19 protein-coding genes are annotated in these 18,626 nt (G+C 71.0%); 8 read left to right on the forward strand and 11 right to left on the reverse strand.

The annotated features are described in order from the left end of the window. The first annotated feature begins 1 nt into the window (after position 1). Genes O7615_RS03240 through O7615_RS03250 form a run of 3 tightly spaced genes read left to right on the forward strand, consistent with a single transcriptional unit; the run spans position 2 to position 3,181 of the window. Positions 2 to 1,288, forward strand: a complete 1,287-nt coding sequence (locus O7615_RS03240) for a nicotinate phosphoribosyltransferase (protein WP_278175692.1) — start codon at positions 2 to 4, stop codon at positions 1,286 to 1,288. Positions 1,289 to 1,299: 11 nt separating this feature from the next. After that, complete coding sequence (locus O7615_RS03245; protein WP_278175693.1) at positions 1,300 to 1,881, forward strand: isochorismatase family protein; 582 nt, start codon at positions 1,300 to 1,302, stop codon at positions 1,879 to 1,881. Positions 1,882 to 1,921: 40 nt separating this feature from the next. Beyond that, complete coding sequence (locus O7615_RS03250) at positions 1,922 to 3,181, forward strand: MFS transporter (RefSeq protein WP_278175695.1); 1,260 nt, start codon at positions 1,922 to 1,924, stop codon at positions 3,179 to 3,181. Positions 3,182 to 3,593: 412 nt separating this feature from the next. On the opposite strand, the gene ctaD is transcribed toward O7615_RS03250, so the two are convergent. Together ctaD and O7615_RS03260 are read right to left on the reverse strand one after the other, a co-directional pair. Next, a complete protein-coding gene (gene ctaD / locus O7615_RS03255) occupies positions 3,594 to 5,351 on the reverse strand; it encodes a cytochrome c oxidase subunit I (protein ID WP_278175696.1) in 1,758 nt (585 codons plus the stop codon). A 117-nt stretch (positions 5,352 to 5,468) separates the two neighbouring features. After that, a complete protein-coding gene (locus O7615_RS03260) occupies positions 5,469 to 6,575 on the reverse strand; it encodes an FAD-dependent monooxygenase (RefSeq protein WP_278181964.1) in 1,107 nt (368 codons plus the stop codon). 355 nt (positions 6,576 to 6,930) lie between these two features. On the opposite strand from O7615_RS03260, the gene O7615_RS03265 reads away from it, so the two are divergent. Continuing rightward, positions 6,931 to 8,100 (forward strand): cellulose binding domain-containing protein, encoded by a 1,170-nt coding sequence (locus O7615_RS03265; protein ID WP_278175698.1) that lies wholly within the window; start codon positions 6,931 to 6,933, stop codon positions 8,098 to 8,100. 199 nt (positions 8,101 to 8,299) lie between these two features. On the opposite strand, the gene O7615_RS03270 is transcribed toward O7615_RS03265, so the two are convergent. From O7615_RS03270 to O7615_RS03280, 3 genes are all read right to left on the reverse strand, one after another. Then, positions 8,300 to 8,683 (reverse strand): hypothetical protein, encoded by a 384-nt coding sequence (locus tag O7615_RS03270; RefSeq protein WP_278175699.1) that lies wholly within the window; start codon positions 8,681 to 8,683, stop codon positions 8,300 to 8,302. 520 nt (positions 8,684 to 9,203) lie between these two features. Continuing rightward, positions 9,204 to 10,166, reverse strand: a complete 963-nt coding sequence (locus tag O7615_RS03275; RefSeq protein ID WP_278175700.1) for an N-acetylmuramoyl-L-alanine amidase — start codon at positions 10,164 to 10,166, stop codon at positions 9,204 to 9,206. Further along, positions 10,166 to 10,330, reverse strand: coding sequence for a hypothetical protein (locus O7615_RS03280; RefSeq protein ID WP_278175701.1), 165 nt, complete (start codon positions 10,328 to 10,330; stop codon positions 10,166 to 10,168). Before O7615_RS03280 ends, O7615_RS03275 begins: the two co-directional genes overlap by 1 nt. A gap of 170 nt (positions 10,331 to 10,500) precedes the next feature. On the opposite strand from O7615_RS03280, the gene O7615_RS03285 reads away from it, so the two are divergent. Further along, a complete protein-coding gene (locus O7615_RS03285) occupies positions 10,501 to 11,031 on the forward strand; it encodes a GNAT family N-acetyltransferase (protein WP_278175702.1) in 531 nt (176 codons plus the stop codon). A gap of 82 nt (positions 11,032 to 11,113) precedes the next feature. On the opposite strand, the gene O7615_RS03290 is transcribed toward O7615_RS03285, so the two are convergent. Continuing rightward, entirely contained in the window at positions 11,114 to 11,902 is a 789-nt protein-coding gene (locus O7615_RS03290) for an aldo/keto reductase (protein ID WP_278175703.1), read from the reverse strand. 99 nt (positions 11,903 to 12,001) lie between these two features. Next, entirely contained in the window at positions 12,002 to 12,238 is a 237-nt protein-coding gene (locus O7615_RS03295) for a GntR family transcriptional regulator (RefSeq protein ID WP_278175704.1), read from the reverse strand. A 146-nt stretch (positions 12,239 to 12,384) separates the two neighbouring features. Between O7615_RS03295 and O7615_RS03300 the strand changes: the two genes are divergently transcribed. The 3 genes from O7615_RS03300 to O7615_RS03310 all read left to right on the forward strand — a co-directional run bounded on the left by O7615_RS03300 (position 12,385) and on the right by O7615_RS03310 (position 14,964). Then, complete coding sequence (locus O7615_RS03300) at positions 12,385 to 12,636, forward strand: hypothetical protein (protein ID WP_278175705.1); 252 nt, start codon at positions 12,385 to 12,387, stop codon at positions 12,634 to 12,636. Positions 12,637 to 12,707: 71 nt separating this feature from the next. Beyond that, a complete protein-coding gene (locus O7615_RS03305; protein ID WP_278175706.1) occupies positions 12,708 to 13,754 on the forward strand; it encodes a DNA polymerase ligase N-terminal domain-containing protein in 1,047 nt (348 codons plus the stop codon). A 16-nt stretch (positions 13,755 to 13,770) separates the two neighbouring features. Then, entirely contained in the window at positions 13,771 to 14,964 is a 1,194-nt protein-coding gene (locus O7615_RS03310; protein WP_278175708.1) for a threonine synthase, read from the forward strand. Positions 14,965 to 14,978: 14 nt separating this feature from the next. Here O7615_RS03310 and O7615_RS03315 read toward each other — a convergent pair whose 3' ends face one another. The 4 genes from O7615_RS03315 to O7615_RS03330 all read right to left on the reverse strand — a co-directional run bounded on the left by O7615_RS03315 (position 14,979) and on the right by O7615_RS03330 (position 18,600). Then, positions 14,979 to 16,775, reverse strand: a complete 1,797-nt coding sequence (locus O7615_RS03315; protein ID WP_278175709.1) for a glycoside hydrolase family 15 protein — start codon at positions 16,773 to 16,775, stop codon at positions 14,979 to 14,981. Positions 16,776 to 16,851: 76 nt separating this feature from the next. Then, positions 16,852 to 17,244, reverse strand: a complete 393-nt coding sequence (locus O7615_RS03320) for a cupin domain-containing protein (RefSeq protein ID WP_278175710.1) — start codon at positions 17,242 to 17,244, stop codon at positions 16,852 to 16,854. Positions 17,245 to 17,514: 270 nt separating this feature from the next. After that, the gene (locus O7615_RS03325; RefSeq protein WP_278175711.1) at positions 17,515 to 17,922 is read right to left on the reverse strand and encodes a hypothetical protein; all 408 of its coding nucleotides are present in this window, start codon (positions 17,920 to 17,922) and stop codon (positions 17,515 to 17,517) included. 207 nt (positions 17,923 to 18,129) lie between these two features. Further along, positions 18,130 to 18,600: a septum formation initiator gene (locus O7615_RS03330; protein ID WP_278175712.1), complete on the reverse strand. Its 471-nt coding sequence runs from the start codon at positions 18,598 to 18,600 to the stop codon at positions 18,130 to 18,132. Between the last annotated feature and the right edge of the window lie 26 nt (positions 18,601 to 18,626).

An 18,626-nucleotide genomic window follows, 5' to 3' on the forward strand; every position in this document is an offset into this window, starting at 1 on the left:
TGTGCACACCCTTCGTCCCGCGCTGCTGACCGATCACTACGAGCTGACCATGGTCAGTGCCGCACTGCGGGACGGCACCGCGCACCGGCGCTGCGTGTTCGAGGTGTTCAGCCGCCGGCTGCCCGCCGGCCGCCGGTACGGCGTGGTCGCCGGCACCGCCCGGCTGGTCGACCTGATCCGCGAGTTCCGCTTCGATCAGGCCGACATCGACTTCCTGCGCCGCACCGGCGTGGTCGACGAGCAGGGCGCCGACTGGCTGTCCGGCTACCGGTTCACCGGCGACGTCGACGGGTACGCCGAGGGCGAACTCTTCTTCCCCGGTTCGCCGATCCTGACCGTCTCCGGCAGCTTCGCCGAGTGCGTGGTGCTGGAGACGCTGGTGCTGTCGGTGCTCAACCACGACTGCGCGGTGGCCGCCGCCGCGGCCCGGATGGTCACCGCCGCCCGGGGCCGGGCGCTGATCGAGATGGGGGCGCGGCGGGCCCACGAGGAGGCGGCGGTCGCGGCGGCCCGGGCGGCGTACCTGGCCGGGTTCCGGTTCACCTCCAACCTGGCCGCCGGCCAGCGGTACGGCATACCCACCGCCGGCACCGCCGCGCACGCCTTCACCCTCCTGCACGACGACGAGCGGGCCGCGTTCGCCTCGCAGGTCGCCACGCTGGGCAGGGAGACGACGCTGCTGGTGGACACGTACGACATCAGCCAGGGCATCCGGACGGCGATCGAGGTGGCCGGGCCGGAGCTGCGGGCGATCCGGATCGACTCCGGCGACCTGGCCGTGATCGCCCAGCAGTCCCGGGAGCTGCTGGACTCGCTCGGCGCCACCGAAACCAAGATCATCGTTTCGGGTGACCTCGACGAGTACGCCATCGCGGCGCTGGCCGCCGAGCCGGTGGACATGTACGGCGCCGGCACCGCCGTGGTGACCGGCTCCGGCGCGCCGACCGCCGGCCTGGTCTACAAGCTGGTCGAGGTCGAGGGGCGCCCGGTGGTCAAGCGGTCCGAGCAGAAGGCCACCATCGGCGGCCGCAAGGTCGCCGTCCGGCGGCACAAGCCGACCGGCACCGCCATCGAGGAGATCGTCGTCCCGCAGGGCGTGCCGGACCGCCGCCCCAACGACCGGCTGCTGCAACGGTCGTACGTCGTCGACGGCGAGTCGATGGAGCTGCCGAAGCTGGACGAGTCGCGGGAGCACCTGCGGCAGTGCCTGATCTCGATCCCGTGGGAGGGTCTCAAGCTCTCCGCGGGCGACCCGGCCATCCCGGTCACCGTGGTACCCGCCGAGTGAGGGGAATGGACGTGAGCAACGCGCTGATCATCGTGGACGTACAGCAGGACTTCTGCGAGGGCGGCTCGCTGGCCGTGGCCGGCGGTGCGGGCGTGGCGGCCGGGATCTCCCGGCTGCTGGCCACCGAGCCGGACCGCTGGGACCACGTCGTGGCGACGAAGGACTACCACGTCGACCCCGGCACACACTTCGCCGATTCGCCGGACTATGTCAGCACCTGGCCCCGACACTGCGTCGTCGGCACACCCGGCTCGGAGTTCCACCCGGAACTGGCCACCGACCGGATCGAGGCGGTCTTCCACAAGGGCGAGTACGCCGCCGCGTACTCCGGGTTCGAGGGGCACGCCGACGACGGCGAGCGCCTGGCCGACTGGCTTCGGCGGCGAGGGGTGGACCGGGTCGACGTGGTCGGCATCGCCACCGACCACTGCGTCCGGGCCACCGCCCTGGACTCCGCCCGGGAGGGCTTCGCCACCACCGTGCTGCTGGACCTGACCGCAGCGGTCGCGCCGGACACCACCGATGTCGCGTTGCGCGCCTTCGACGGCGCCGGGATCACCACGCTCGGTTCACCTGTGATCAGGGACGCATGATCCGATAAATCGTTGGTAAGCGTCGTACCTGCCGTCGAGGATGTCGGCGGAGGTACGGACCGACGTGAACATGAAGCCTTACCGGGAGGCGCTCGCCCTGCCCGGTCTGCGGTCGCTGCTGCTCGTGGCGGTACTGGCGCGGATCCCGCTGACCGCCACCGGCATCACGCTGACGTTCTACGTCGTGCAGGATCTCGGGCACGGCTACGGTGCCGCCGGGCTGGTCGGTGCCGCGATCACCGTCGGCGCGGCGATCGGCGGCCCGCTGCTCGGCCGCCTGGTGGACCGTCGCGGCCTGCGCCCCGTCCTGGTCCTCACCACCGTGGCCGAGGCCATCTTCTGGTCCACCGCGCCGGTGCTGTCGTACACCCTGCTGCTGCCGGCCGCGTTCGTGGCCGGCCTGCTCGCGTTGCCGATCTTCTCGGTGATCCGGCAGTCCATCGCCGCGCTGGTACCGCCGGAGCGTCGCCGCCCGGCCTACGCGCTGGACTCGATGTCGGTCGAGCTGTCATTCATGATCGGCCCCGCCCTGGCCACGGTCGGCGTCACCACCATCTCCGCCCGCCTCACGCTCTACCTGGTCGGTGCCGGCATCGTCGCCGCCGGCGTCGTGCTGTGGCTGCTCGATCCGCCGGTACGCGGCGCCGGCGAGACGTCGACCGGGCCGCAGCCGCGCATCGCCCGACGGCAGTGGCTCACCTCCCGGCTGGTGGCCGTGTTCGCGGTGAGCACCGCGGCGACCCTGGTGCTCGGTGGCACCGACGTGGCCGTCATCGCCGTGCTGAGGGAGAACGGCGACGTCGCCTTCACCGGCGCGGTGCTCTCCGTCTGGGCGGTGGCGTCGCTGGTCGGCGGCTTCGCGTACGGCGCGGTCCGCCGCTCGTTCTCCCCGGTGGCGCTGATGGGCGTGTTGAGCCTGTGCACCATCCCCGTCGGGCTGGGCGGCTCACACTGGTGGCTGCTCTGCCTGGCGCTGATCCCGGCGGGCGCGCTCTGCGCGCCGACGATCGCGGCCACCTCCGACACGGTCAGCCGGCTCGCCCCGGCCAGCGTGCGCGGCGAGGCGATGGGACTGCACGGCTCGGCGGTCACCGTCGGCATCGCGCTGGGCGCCCCGCTGGCCGGCGCGGTCATCGACGCCTCGGCGCCGCTGTGGGGCTTCGCGGTCACCGGCGCGATCGGCGCCCTGGTGGCCCTGGCGGTGCTGCCGATCGAGCTGCGTCACCGCCGCGCCGACATCGCGGCCACCACCTCGAGCACCGACGACACCACCGCAGCGGCCCTCACCCCCACCACGTGATCGCGCCCAGCCCACTGCGGTGCGTAACCATCAACCCTCCCCCCACCCTCTCCCGTGCTCCCTTTGCTCTGCTTCAACGGACGCAACAAACTACGGTGCGTATCGGCAACGCCGGCATGCTTTCACCACATCGCCCGCATCTCACCAGTTCAGCAGCTATTGCGTGGGTTGAAGCAGAGCAAAGGGGCGAAAGAGCGGTCGGTACTGGCGGACCAGTGACATCACGCTGAGTGAGAACGCCGGAGAGATACTCAGTTGCACAAAGTAGCCCCGTACAGCCGTAGCAGCGCCCGGCATGGAGGGCCGAGATGGGCGGCCGGCCCGGCGACGGTGACCGGGAGGTCGCCCAGGGGCCGAGACGCGACGGGCGCCGCCCCGGCAGGGGTCGGCGCCCGTCGTACGGTGCGGTGGGTCAGGGGCGGTCGATGTTGCTGGCGGTGTCCTCGGCGTAGGTGGCGCCGCCGTCGGACTCGCTGGTCAGCGGCTTGGAGCCACCCTCGGGCGGGCCGGCGATGGTCTGCCCGGCGGCCAGCTCGGGGAACTTCGCGTCGAAGGCCGGCCGCTCGGAGCGGATCCGCGGCATCCGGTCGAAGTTGCGCAGCGGCGGCGGCGAGCTGGTCGCCCACTCCAGCGAGTTGCCGTGACCCCAGGGGTCGTCGACCTCCACCACCGGACCGGCCTTGTACGACTTCCAGCAGTTGTAGAGGAACGGCAGCGTCGAGATGCCGGTGATGAACGCACCGATCGTGGAGATCATGTTCAGCGTCGTGAAGCCGTCGCCGGGCAGATAGTCGGCGTACCTCCGGGGCATGCCCTCGTTGCCCAGCCAGTGCTGGATCAGGAACGTGGTGTGGAAGCCGATCATCGTCAGCCAGAAGTGAATCTTGGCGAGCCGCTCGTCGAGCATCCGGCCGAACATCTTCGGGAACCAGAAGTAGATGCCGGCGAAGACCGCGAACACGATGGTGCCGAAGAGCACGTAGTGGAAGTGCGCCACCACGAAGTACGAGTCGTGCAGGTGGAAGTCCAGCGGCGGGGCGGCCAGCAGCACACCGGTCAGGCCACCGAAGAGGAAGGTGACCAGGAAGCCGAGGGAGAACAGCATCGGCGACTCGAAGCTGATCTGCCCCCGCCACATGGTGCCGATCCAGTTGAAGAACTTCATGCCGGTCGGTACGGCGATCAGGTAGCTCAGGAAACTGAAGAACGGCAGCAGCACCTGGCCGGTCGCGAACATGTGGTGCGCCCAGACGCTCATCGACAGGCCGGCGATGGCGATGGTCGCGGCGACCAGGCCCTTGTAGCCGAAGATCGGCTTGCGGGAGAAGACCGGGATGATCTCGCTGATGATGCCGAAGAACGGCAGCGCGATGATGTAGACCTCGGGGTGACCGAAGAACCAGAACAGGTGCTGCCAGAGCATCGGCCCACCGGTGTCGGGGCTGTACACGTGGGCACCGAGGAGGCGGTCGGCGGCGAGCGCGAACAGCGCGGCGGCCAGCAGCGGGAAGACCAGGATCACCAGCAGGCTGGTGACCAGCATGTTCCAGGTGAAGATCGGCATCCGGAACATCGTCATGCCGGGCGCGCGCAGGGTCAGGATCGTGGTGATCAGGTTGACCGCACCGAGGATGGTGCCCAGACCGGAGACGGCCAGGCCGACCACCCACAGGTTGGCGCCGACGCCCGGGGCGTGCTCGGCGGTGCTCAGCGGGGTGTACGCGGTCCAGCCGAAGTCCGCCGCACCACCCGGAGTCAGGAAGCCGGCGGTGGCCATGGTGCCGCCGAACAGGTACAGCCAGTAGGCGAAGCTGTTCAGGCGCGGGAAGGAGACGTCGGGCGCACCGATCTGGATGGGCACGACGTAGTTGCCGAAGGCGAACACGATGGGCGTCGCGAAGAACAGCAGCATGATCGTGCCGTGCATCGTGAACAGCTGGTTGTACTGCTCGGGCGAGAGGAACTGCAGCCCCGGCCGGGCCAGTTCGGCCCGCATGATCAGGGCCATCAGGCCACCGATCATGAAGAACACGAACGCGGTGACCATGTACATGATCCCGATCTGCTTCGCGTCCGTGGTCCGCAGCAGCCGCGCGATGGCCGACCCCTTGACCGGCTCCCGGACCGGCCAGGGCCGGGTCACGACCGGCTTGGGTGCGACGGTGGTCACGAGTGGCCTCCGGTTCTGGGTTGTCCCGCTCGGCACGCGCTGTCTCGGCGGGCCGTCATCCGCAAGGAGGATAGTCCCCGGCAGGTGACAGCGCCGCGTGGGGTCGCCGAGGGTGGATCACAACGGGCCGAGGAGCAGCCGGTAGTGCTCGCCGAAGATGCGGTCGCCCCGCCCGCGCAACAGCGGGTCGCGCAGCGCCGGCGGCACGTCGCGGGTGCGGTTGCGGTCCCGGGTCCGGTCCTGCACCCATCGGGTACGCGGCCGACGCCGGCTCTCGTACGCGGTCAGGGCCGCGTCGACGCTGCCCGCCGCGCGCAGCGACTCGGCGAGCACCACCGCGTCCTCCAGGGCCATCGCGGCCCCCTGCGACAGCGTCGGCGCGGTGGCGTGGGCGGCGTCGCCGACCAGGAGCACCCGGCCCCGGTACCAGCGCCCCAGCTCGACCTCGTCGGTGATCGTGGCGTGCACCCCGTCGAGCGCGTCGAGCACCTCCGGCACCGGCCCGCCGTAGTCGCCGAACAGCTCGCGCAGCCGGGCCGACGGGTCGGCCGGCAGGTCGGTCCCCGCCTCGTCGGCGTAGCAGTGCAGCCGGCCGGCGCCGATCGGCACCACGAGGAAGCCACTGCGCTGCCCGAGCAGCGCGGTCCACTCGTCGACGACCGGGCCGTCGCGCACGACGCCGCGATAGACCACCTGACCGGCGGGGCGGGGCGGGCCGCCGAGAGCCGCCAGCGCACGGATCGACGAACGCGGGCCGTCGGCGCCGATCACCAGGTCGTACTCGGTCTGGGTGCCGTCGACGAAGGTGACGCCGACCGCGGCCGGCAGCAGGTCGATGGTGCGCACCTCGGCGCCGTGCCGGACGGCACCGCCCGCCCCACTGAGCAGCACCCGGTGCAGGTCGGAGCGGGGCAGCGCGCGGCACTCGCCGACCCCGGCCCAGAGGGTGTCGAGGTCCACCTCGCACAGCGGCGAGCCCGCCGAGTCGAGGAACCGTTGCCGGTGGATGACCTGCCCGTACGGGCGGACCGGGCCGTCGAGGTCCAACCGCCGCAGCGCGCGGGCCGCGTTGCCCGGGAGATAGAGACCCGCGTCGGTGAGGTCGCCCGGCGGCGCCTTGTCGGTGAGGTCCGGCCGGAAACCCGCCAGGCGCAGCGCCCGGGCCACGGCCAGTCCGGCGATGCCCGCGCCGACGACGAGGATGCGCAGGGGGGAGCCACGCATGAGGGTGTACGCCTCCGGAGGGTGCGGCACGCGTTGAAGGCAAAAGGCTACTCGGCGCAATCGGCGCACACCAGAGGCAACCGGCCTGTCGCGGACAGCCCTCGGCACGTCGACGCCGCCCGCCCGACGGCTTCCACCCGTCCGCCCGGGGGATCCGGAGCGCGGCAGACGGTGCGACGACACACGTCACAATCCACCTTATTCACCCCCACCGGTTGCGCCCCTTGTTTCATGTATGTAAATGTGACGATGAGCATGGGAGCGCTCCCGGTTCCCCCTGACCGGTAGACGTTTCCGACCGCTCCATCCGCATCCGTCCCGGGCGTCGCCCTGACGCCGCAGCGCAAGGAGCATCATGAGACGTCCCCTGCGGGCCATCGTGGCCGCCGGCCTGCTCGCCGCCGGCACGATCGTCGCCGTAGCCTTCGGCGGCGGCACCGCCTCCGCCGACACCCAGATCTGCGAGCAGTACGGCACCACCGTGATCCAGAACCGGTACGTGGTGCAGAACAACCGCTGGGGCACCACCGCCCAGCAGTGCATCAACGTCACCGACACCGGCTTCCAGATCACCACCCAGAACGGCAGCAGCCCGACCAACGGCGCGCCCACCGCGTACCCGTCGATCTACCTGGGCTGCCACTACACCAACTGCTCCCCCGGCACCAACCTGCCGATCCAGGTCAGCCAGATCAGCAGCGCCACCAGCAGCATCAACTACCGGTACGTCAGCAGCGGCACGTACAACGCCGCGTACGACATCTGGCTCGACCCGTCGCCCCGGCGGGACGGGGTGAACCAGATGGAGATCATGATCTGGTTCAACCGGCAGGGCCCGATCCAGCCGATCGGCTCCTCGGTGGGCAACGCCACCATCGACGGCCGCACCTGGGACGTCTGGACGGGCAGCAACGGTTCCAACAACGTCGTCTCGTACCTCGCCCCGTCGACGATCACCAGCGCGAACCTCAACCTGCTCGCCTTCATCAACGACGTACGCAGCCGCGGCGGGATCACCAACTCCTGGTACCTGACCAGCATCCAGGCCGGATTCGAGCCCTGGCAGGGTGGCGTCGGCCTGGCCGTCAACAGCTTCTCGGCCTCGGTCAACGGCGGCGGCAACCCGACCCCGCCGCCCACCAACCCGCCGCCCACCACGCCCCCGCCGACCAACCCGCCGCCCACCACCCCGCCGCCGGGCGGCAGCAGCAGCTGCGCGGTGAGCTACACCGCCAACTCGTGGAACAACGGCTTCACCGCCGACGTGCGGATCTCCAACACCGGGTCGAGCACCATCAACGGCTGGACGCTGACCTACTCGCTGCCCTCCGGGCAGCAGGTGAGCAACGCCTGGAACGCCACGGTCAGCCAGAGCGGCTCGTCGGTGACCGCGCGCAATGTCGGCCACAACGGCACGATCGCCCCCGGCGGCTCGGCCAGCTTCGGCTACCAGGGAACGCTGAGCGGGACGTACTCCTCCCCCACCAGCTTCTCCCTCAACGGCACCGCCTGCACCCGCTCCTGACGAGCGTGTAATTGGTGGGGGGCGCGGCGCAGCCCGCACCCCCCACCACCGGTCGCATCCGCGGCCTCGGGCCACCGCCCGGGCGGTGGCCCTGACCTTGACCCAGATCTCAACCTTCACGCCGTCTCACGCCACCAACCAACCCCCGTCGCAGAAGCAGCAACTGGGCTAAAGTTGCTTCACCCAAATGTGGCAATTATCAATCTAGAAGCTCCCGAGGCATTGCCGGATCTTGATAGGCAACTGAATCATATTCTCGACACTCACGCAACGAATCTCGCTGGGCGTTCAGTAAATTAATCAGTTCGCGAAATCTTTGGTTACGAAGTTCATCGCCAGCCAACTGGTAGCCATTCCATGCGGCCGACAAATCCTCCTCGTGGCGTCTTGCCAACGCGGCCAGGTTCCAAAGATCTATCGAAGAGGAGCGGGACTTCCTGGCAAACACCCACTTGTTAAACCGTGCGTTCTCGGCGACCAGCTCCGCAGCCACTTCAACGAGTTCGAGCCCCGCTTTCGGCGATCCGATTACCCCTAGAAGTAGGGCAAACAGACCTTTTCCCTCACGAATTTCGCCACTCACGCCGAGTCACCCGACCTTTCGCCCATTGACTATCAGCCATCGAGCTAATCCGGTAGACGTATCCGGGACATCTACGCCACCAGCACGCAGCACGTCGCCACAGTATGTCAGACAACTGTTTGTCTCCACATCGTAAGGCCCTTGCTCTCGGCCGATCGTCCGACGCTGATACTCTCGCTCCCGTCGCACGAGGGTGCGGCGGCCGGTGCCGGAGCGGTGGTGGCGACCACCGTCACCGATGCCGCCACGGCCGCCGCCACGCCCGCCGCCAACCCGGCCCGAAGCCGGATCCGGAAACTGGATCGCCCGCTCCCAGGCGATGATGTCGCAGCTGACGCAGATGCTCTGGATGCCCTTGAGACGGATGCCGGCAGCCACCATCGATCGACGAACACGTGCTCCCCCGTTGGTCGATATCGAAGATCAACGAAAAGATATGAGAGGGGTTCACGGTCGTCAACCGATCGTTCAGGGGTTGCATGTTGTCACCGGATGGTCTACGGAGAGGCTGCTATAGCGGTCAAACCCTGGTCAGGCGTACGGCGTCGGCGATGACATAGCCGCTGGCGGAACTCCACCGGCTCACCGCCACCCGGTTGGCGTCGCCGGCGGGCAGCGCGAAGGTGCCGAGGCTGCGCCACTGTCCGCCGCCGGTGCGCTGGTTGACGTACACCGTCTGGTTGCCGCCCGAGGTGTTGACGATGTAGGGCGTGGCGCTGTTGTAGCCGGCGTCGGCCGGATACCAGACCTCCACCCGGTAGCTGGCGCTGGCCGGGACGTTGAACCGGTACCAGGCGACGTCGCTGGCGGCGACCGGGTCGGCGTACCGGTAGTCGGCGCCGTAGCGCTGGCCGGAGTACGTCGAGACGCCCCAGTTGGCGCTGGCGGTGAACCGCCCGGCGGTGGTGTTGTCGACCGTCGCGCTCCACGCGGTGCCGCCGGCCATTCGCGCCGCCACGTCGGCGCGCATCACGTTCAGGTCGATGAACGACGGATCGATCTTGCCGGTGGTGCTGGTCTCCCGGTGCCCCCGGGCATGGCTGGCGTCCCGGCCGAGGCGGGTGAGCACGGCGGCCGTGGCGGCCAGCGAGGCGTTGTACTGCGCGGCCGTCATCTCCTGACTGACGCCGTTGTAGTCGATCTCCCAGCCGATCATCAGGGTGTTGCCGTCGCCGGCCGGGATCGGCCCGCTGCCACCGCTGGCGCCGGCGTGGTTGCAGCGGCCGGCGGAGATGACGTGGAAGACGCCGTGGTAGTCGACCAGCGCCTGGCAGAGCGGGCCGGGCAGGTCGGAGCGGCCGTTGATGCAGATGTTGAGCGCCGGGTGCGGGTTGCTGGCGCTGGAGGTGGACGCGGTGTGGTGCCAGAGCACCCCGATCGGGTCGAACGAGCCGGGGCGCATCCGGTTGAGCCAGTCGCCCTCCACCACCACCTGCACGCCGGCACCGCGCAGCACATCCACCAGCCAGGGGATCGTGGCCATCAGGACTCCCGGAGCAGGTCGGCCAGGCACTCGACCGGCGAGGCGGCGTCGGCGGCGTGGGCGGCGACGGGCCGCGCGAGCAGGGTCAGCGCGGCGGCGGCCACCAGGGCCGGTACGCCGAGCAACCCCCGGCGGCGCAGGCGGGCGGGACGGTCAGGGGCCATGACAACCTCCGGACGATGACGGTCATCGATAGTTGGCCGAGACGCTACAGCGCGACACCCATCGATGTCGATAGTCTTCACCTGAAGGTTCGCCCGTGAAGTTTTCCAACTAGCGGTTGCCGCCGCTCCGCGCTGGCCGGAAACTGTGAAGCTCGACGACGGGGGGACGCGTGGCCGAGGACGTACGCCTCGACGGCGACGGGGTCGTCCTGCGTCAGTGGTCGGAGCGCGACCTGGCACAGTTGGTGGCGATCTTCGACCACGAGGAGATGGCCTACCGCCTGCCGGTGGCCGCGCCGTTCGACCTGGCCGCCGCCGAGGCGTACCTGATCACCGCCCGGCGGGCACAGGAGGCCGGGCACCGGATCTACCTCGCCATCACCAGCGGCGACGACCTGGCGCGCGGCGAGGTGATGCTCAACTTCGCCGGTCGCACCATCGGCTACGCGGTCGGGCCGGCCCACCGGGGTCAGGGCCTGGCCAGCCGCGCCCTACGGTTGATCACCCGGTACGCCCACTCGGTGGCGGGCCTGCCGACCGTGTATCTCGACATCGAGGCGGACAACGCCGGCAGCGCGGCCGTGGCCCGGTCGGTCGGCTACCGGCCAGCCGGCGGCGAACCGGCCTTCGTCGAGGACAAGGGGCGGCGCTACGCCCTGCACCGCTGGACGCACACCGAGCCGTCGCCGCCGGCCACCTGACGCCACCCCGCGCCCCGGCCGCCCCGACGCCGCCCAACAGCCCGACGGCGAGCGGCGGGCGGCGGGCGGCGACCGGTGACGGTCAGGAGTTGCCGAGGGCGTCGATGTCGCGGATCTCCTCGGCGGTCAGCGAGAAGCCGAAGATGTCGGCGTTGGCCCGGATCCGCTCCGGCGTCACCGACTTGGGTATCGCCACGATCTCGTGGTCGATGTGCCAACGCAGCACCACCTGGGCGGGCGAGACATCGTGCGCGCCGGCGATCCGGGTCAGCACCGGGTCGGAGAGGTCGCTGGTCTTGAACGGGCTGTACCCCTCCAGCACCACCCCGCGATCCCGGTGCTCGACGTGCCGCTGCCGGTCGTACAGCCTGGGGCTCCACTTGATCTGATTGACCGCCGGGTTCTCCTCGGTCGCCTGGATCAGCTCGTCGATCTGGGCGGTGCTGAAGTTGCTCACCCCCACCGCGCGGGTCAGGCCCTCGTCGCGGGCGGCGAGCATCTCCCGCCAGACCGGGATCAGGTCACCCGGGTCCCGGGGCGGCCAGTGCGCCAGCCACAGGTCGACGTAGTCGACGCCGAGGGCCCGCAGGCTCGCCTCGATCGTCTCCCGTTCCCGGCCGACCCGCTCGGGCGGGAGCTTGGTGGTGATGAAGACGTCCTCCCGGCGCAGCCCGCTCTCGCGTACCGCCCGGCCGACCTCTTCCTCGTTGCCGTACATCGTGGCGGTGTCGATGTGCCGGTAGCCGGCGTCGAGCGCGGCGAGCACGGCCTTGAAGCCCTCCTCGCCGGTGGCCTGCCAGGTGCCGAAGCCGAGCAGGGGGATCCGGACGTCGCCGGGAAGAACGGCGGTGGGGTGGTCAGCATGGTCCATACCGACGGTTCTACCCCCGATGACCCCCGCCATGCCCGAATCAGGCCCGGCGACGCGCCGCCGACCAGCGCGTGGGCGCGTCGGTGGGTGCCGGTTCCTTCAGGTGGTCTCCGGCTTCACGAAGGTGCCCCGCCCGGTGAAGGTGACCACCAAACTCTCCTCGCGCAGGATGTCGAGCGCCGCGCGGACGGTTCCTCGTGCCACATCGTAGGTCTGCGCCAACGTCACCTCGCCCGGGAGCTTGTGTCCAGGCGGCCACTCGCCAGATTCGATCTTCGCCCGTAGCGCGTCGGCGACCTGGGCCGCGAAGGATCGAGGCTGCCACGGGTCGACCATGCCCCGAGGCTTTCACCTGTCCCCCTAGCTCAACCTGTCGATGGTGTTCATCTACTAGACAGGATGAACAGGTTGGGTCTAGCGTCAACGCCATGGCTGCACAGTGACATCGGGAGGCCGGGATGCGAGCGCGTCAACTGCCGTCAGTGCCGGTTGCGATCGTTGGTGACGGCGTGCCGCCGGATCAGCCGGTCACCGTGTGGCTCGATTCCGGCTCTGGACCGGGCCTGGAACTGGTGGTGCCGCCCGACCAGCGCTGGCGGGTCACCGTGCGAAACGGCCAGGACGTGTTGCTGCTCATCCCCGACCCTGAGGACGTGGAAGCCCTCCGCGTGATGGCCAACGCACAGAGCTTGTGGGACAGCTACGCCGACCCGGACGACCAAGATCCACTTTGATCTGCCCGAATCAGGCCCCGCGACGCGCCGCCGACCAGCGCGTCGGTCCGCCGTGCCGGAGAATGCGGGGTGTGGCTGACCGGCTGGAGGAGTACCGGCGCAAGCGGGACGCCGCGCGTACCCCGGAGCCGGTGCCGCCCGACCGTCCCCGGCGCCGCCGGGCCGGCGACCGGGCGCGGTTCGTCATCCAGCAGCACCACGCCCGCAGCCTGCACTGGGATCTGCGCCTGGAGCGCGACGGGGTGCTCGTCTCCTGGGCGGTGCCGCGCGGGCTGCCCCGCGAGCCGGGCCGCAACCACCTCGCCGTGCACACCGAGGATCACCCGACGGAGTATCTCGACTTCTCCGGTGAGATCCCGGCCGGCGAGTACGGCGGCGGGCGGATGACCATCCACGACCGGGGCACCTACCACTGCGAGAAGTGGCAGGACCGCGAGGTGGTGGTGCAGTTGCGGGGTGGGCGGACCTCGGGACGGTACGTGCTGTTCGCCACCGGCGGGCGGGACGGCCGGGACTGGATGGTGCGCCGCACGGATCCGCCGCCGGAGGGCTGGACCAGCATGCCGGAGCAGGTCGCGCCGATGCGGGCCACGCCGGCCGGCCGGCTCCCGACCGACCGGGCCGAATGGGGGTACGAGCTGCGCTGGGACGGGATACGCGCGGTGGCGTACGTCTCCGGCGGCCGGTTGCGGCTGCTCTCCGACTCCGGTCAGGAGATCACCGGGGCGTACCCGTGGCTGCGGCCGATGGCCGAGGCGCTGGCCCCGACCGAGGCCGTGCTCGACGGTGTGCTGGTCCGCATCGACCGGGCCGGACGGGTCCGGCCGGCGCGGGGCGGGCGGAGCACCGCCGACGCCCAGTACCTGCTGGTCGACCTGCTCTGGTTGGAGGGGACGACCAGCATGGGGCTGCCGTACCCGCAGCGCCGGGAGCTGCTCGACTCGCTGGCGCTGGCCGGGCCGCACTGGCAGACTCCGCCGTGGTTTCCCGGCGCCGGTACCGAGACCATGCGCGCGGCCCGCGAGCAGGGGCTGCCCGGGGTGGTGGCGAAGCGACTGGACTCGGTCTACGAGCCGGGGCGGCGCAGCCGCGCGTGGCGCAGCGTGGACGCGAGCTGAGACGGCGAGGAGCACCGTGTACCTGACCCATCTCGAGTGCCCGCGCTGCGGCCGGGAACACGACGCCGGCGTACCGCAGAATCTCTGCGAGTGCGGCTCGCCGCTGCTGGCCCGCTACGACCTCGCGGCGGTGGCGGGGGCGGTCGAGCCGGAGCGGTTCGGGCTGCGCCCGGCCGACCTGTGGCGCTACCGGGAGCTGTTGCCGGTGGCCGACCCGGCCTGTGTCACCACACTCGGCGAGGGCTGGACACCGATGCTGCGCGCACCCGCCTACGGCGCCGAGATCGGCGTCGACGACCTGCTGGTCAAGGACGAGGGCCTGACCCCGACCGGATCGTTCAAGGCACGCGGGGCCGCCGTGGGCGTGAGCCGGGCACGGGAGTTGGGCATCCGGCGGATCGCCATGCCGACCAACGGCAACGCGGGCGCCGCCTGGGCCACCTACGCGGCACGCGCGGGGATGGGCGCCACGATCGCGATGCCGCTGGACGCGCCGACCATCTGCCGCCGGGAGTGCGTCGCCGCCGGCGCCGACCTGCGCCTGGTCGACGGACTGATCGGCGACGCCGGGCGCCAGGTCGCCGCGCTCGTCGCGGCCTCGTCGGGCACCATCTTCGACGCCGGTACGCTGCGCGAGCCGTACCGCCTTGAGGGCAAGAAGACGATGGGGTACGAGATCGTCGAGCAGCTGGGCTGGCAGGTGCCCGACGTGATCGTCTACCCGACCGGCGGTGGGGTGGGGCTGATCGGCATCCACAAGGCACTCGGCGAACTACGCGAGCTGGGCTGGGTCGAGGACCGGTTGCCCCGCCTGGTCGCGGTGCAGTCCACCGGCTGCGCGCCGATCGTCCGGGCGTTCGCCGCCGGGGAGGACCGGGCCCGGCCGTGGGCCGACGCGCACACGGTGGCGTTCGGCATCACCGTTCCCGCGCCGCTGGGCGACGAGCTGATCCTGACGGCGCTGCGGGCCACCGCCGGCACCGCGATCGCGGTGGACGACGCCGAGATCCTGACCGACCTGCGGGACTTCGCCGCCCGGGAGGGCCTGCTGCTCTGCCCGGAGGGAGCGGCCTGCCTGACCGCCGCCCGCAAGCTGCGGGCCGGCGGGTGGATCCGCGCGGGTGAGCGCGTGGTGGTGCTCAACACCGGGGCCGGTGTGAAGTATCCGGAGACGATCGACGTTGCCGGCGTACCGGTCCTGCCCAGCTGACCGGCGGGCGGGCGTCAGTCGGCGGTGGGGTCGGTCAGCCGCCAGGCGGCGTTGATCTGGCCGATGTGCGACAGCGCCTGGGGCGTGTTGCCCAGGTGCGCCCCGCTGCGCAGGTCGATCTGCTCGCTGAAGAGCCCGACGTCGTTGGCGTGCCCGGTCACCCGCTCGAACAGCCGCGCGGCGCGCTCCCGTTCGCCGGCCAGCACCAGGCACTCCACCAGCCAGAACGAGCAGAGCAGGAAGCCCGCGGGATCGGAGTCCCAGCGGCGGACCAGCCCACCGTCACCGCCCAACTCCCGCTCGACCGCCTCTATGGTCGCCCGCATCCGCGGGTCGGTGGCCGGCAGGAAGCCCACCACCGGCAGGTAGAGCGCCGCGGCATCCAGCTCCGGCGAGCCGAAGGCACCGGTGAAGACGCCCCGGCGTTCGTGGAAGCCGTCGCGGAGCACGGTGGCCCGGATCTCGTCCCGGATGCCGGCCCACCGCTGGGCGTCCGCCCGCTCTCCCAGCTGCGGTGCCAGCCGCACCGCCCGGTCCATCGCCACCCAGCAGAGCACCTTGGACGACAGGTAGTGCAGCTCACGGTCGCGGGGCTCCCAGATCCCCTGGTCGGGTAGCTGCCAGGTGGCGGCCACCTGCTCGGTGAGGCCGAGCACCATCTCGCGCAGCTCGGCGGCGAACTCGTCGCCGAGATAGTCACGCAGTCGCCAGATCGCCGAGACGACCTCGCCCGGCACGTCGAGTTGCCGCTGCCGCCAGGCGTCGTTGCCGATGCGCACCGGCCAGCTGCCGGCGTACCCGGCCAGGTGGGGGCAGATGTGCTCGGAGACGTCCCGCTCCCCCTCCAGCCCGAACAGCACGGGCACCGGCTCGGGACCGATCCGCCCGATCGCGCGGACCGCCCAGTCGAACAGCCGCGACGCCTCGGTCGGGCAGGCCGCCACCCAGAGGGCACGCATGGTCATCGCGAAGTCACGCAACCAGGAGAAGCGGTAGTCGTAGTTGCGGTCGCCGCCGAGTTCCTCCGGCAGCGACGTGGTCGACGCCGCGGCGACCGCGCCGCTGCGGGCGTACGTCAGACCGGTGAGCACGGTCGCGCTGTGCCGGACCACCTCCGGGTAGCGGCCGTCGTACCGGTGGGTCTCGCGGAACGCCTGCCACGCCTGCACCGTGTCCGCCAGCGTCCCGACCGGCTCCAGTCGCGCCGGTGTCCCGCCGAACGCCGACGCGTACGCCAGGTCGAAGCCGAGCACCTGCCCCTCGTCGACCTCGAAGGTGTGTCGGACCCGGTCATGGTCGGCCCGCAGCCGCAGCCCGTCGCAGCGCAGCACCAGCTCGATCGGGCCGGCAACGGCCAGCACCGCGCCATCGGTGAGTTCCCGCAGGTACGGGGTGAGCAGGCCGTACTCCGGTCGGGGCCGGAAGTCCATGGCCATCCGCACCCGGCCGGACAGCCCCTCGACCACGCGCAGCAGCACGGCCGGCGAGTGCAGGCCGAACTGGTGGGCGCGGGCGCCCACCTCGGCGGCGAGCGCGTCGGTGACCGCGACACTTCCCTCGGGCGTGTGGTGCACGGTGCGCAGCACCAGCGACTGCCCCTGGTACGCCCGCTGCACCCGGTGGCCGGGGCTCCCCGTCGCGACCGGCGCCAGCCGCCAGTGACCGCCGTCGGGATCGATCAGCCGGCCGAAGACCGAGGGCGAATCAAACCGGTTCGGGCACCACCAGTCGATCGAGCCGGCCCGGCTCACCAAGGCACCCGAGCGGCAGTCGGAGAGGAACCCGTAGTCGGAGATCGCCGGCTGCTCCATCCGGCCGGCGTACCCCGGATCCTCGATCTCATCACGCCCGCACCGCCGCCTGGCGGCGGTGCGGGCCGGCGGGTGGTCAGGAGGTCGGCGGCTCGTCCTCGCCGGCGGCCTCGGCGGCGTCGGCCTCCTCCTTCGTCCGGTGGACCGCCTGGTCGGCGTGCTCCGGCGGCCCGTAGACGGTGTAGAGCACCAGCGGGTTCGGCCCGGTGTTGACGAAGTTGTGCCTGGTGCCGGCGGGTACGACCACCAGGTCGCCCTGCACCACCTCGCGCGTCTCCCCGGCCACCCGCGCCTCGCCGGTGCCGCTGACGAAGGTGAGGATCTGGTCGATCTCCTCGTGGACCTCCTCACCGATCTCGCCGCCGGGCGGAATCGTCATGATCACCAACTGGGTGTGCTCGCCGGTCCACAGCACGCGTCGGAAGTCCGGGCTCTTCTCGGCGACGGTCGCGATAGTGAAGTGCTCCATGTACGCCCTTATACCCCACCGCGGTCCGACCCACGCCGGGCTTCGCAGATGGTGGAATTGGTCACGGCCGGAGGGTTTGGCGCGGCACCTTTCGGGGATCGACACGGGCGGACCGGCATGACCGGTCACGCCAGGTCCCCGCTGACGTACCGCCGTACGGCTGCGACGGTGGGAGACGGCCGAGCGCGGCGACGTTTCGACCTCCGGGTCAGACGGCGCCGCGCGCTCACGTGCGGCTTGGGCGACCCGGCCGGGCGCCCCGGCCGGCGGTCAGGAGAGCACGGCCAGGTGAAAGGCCCGGTCGGCGGCCTCCCCGGCGCCGTCGAAGGTGGTCACGAAGACGGCGTTCGGGATGCCGGTACGACCGGCGACCGCGATCTGGCCGGCGGGTGCGAGCCCGGAACTGCCCGGCAGACCGACGGTGCCGACGAGACTGGCCCCGGTGACGTCCTGGTCGAAGACCACCTGGTACATCCCGGTGCTGAAGCGGTTGGCCGTCGCCGCGCCCAGCCCTCGGACCAGGAGGCCATCGGCGTTGACCACCGCGAACGACACCCGCGCGGTCATTGGCATGCCGGCACCGGCACAGGTGGTGTGTGCGGCGTCGGCGCGGGCGGCGGCATCGTCCCCCGGAACCGGCTGTGCCGCCCCTGTGATCCTGGCTCTCGCGCTGGACATTGCACTCCTTCCCAGCCGGCCGAGCCGCCCTGGCGTGTTGAGTTGGTTGTGGTAGCTAAAGGGGGATCAGCGCCGATCGGCCCCCTTTGTGCATCGAACGTATGTCGCGTTCCCCGCCGGTAACCAGGCGAACGACTGTCCGATCAAGGACAGAAGCCGTCCGTGATCATGCTGCTGACCTGCGCGAATCTCCGGTCGGCACGGTGCTCAGTCATCGTCGTCGGGGTCCTGGACGGGCACCCCGTCCACGCACCGCACCGACAACTCGTACTCGCCGCTCGGGCCGACGAACGTCACCTCGGCGTCGTCGTCCGGGCCACGGTCGACGTCGTCGACCCGGTACCCCTGCCGCGGCGACCAGTACTCCAGCCACACCCCGCCCGGCACGCACTCGGCGACCGCGCTTCCCCCTGCGGTAGAGAAGCTGCGCCGGTTGCCCGGCTCGGCGCTCGGGCTGGCCGGCGACGCGGTCGGGCCCGGCGGCGCGGTGCCGGGCGGTGGGGCCCCGGTCGGCGCGGGTTCGGCGAGGGCCCGGGCGATCTCCTCCTGACTGCGGACACCGCCCGGCGTCCCGGTGAGGCTCTCCCCCACCAGCTGGATCGCGGCGAGCCCGATCAGGGTGGCGGCGACCGCGGTGGCCAGCCACCCGGCAACGGCGAGAAAGGTACGACGGCCCATCACCCGACTATCCCCGATCGTCGGTT

It is taken from the genome of Micromonospora sp. WMMD1082 (assembly GCF_029626175.1).
Taxonomy (GTDB): domain Bacteria; phylum Actinomycetota; class Actinomycetes; order Mycobacteriales; family Micromonosporaceae; genus Micromonospora.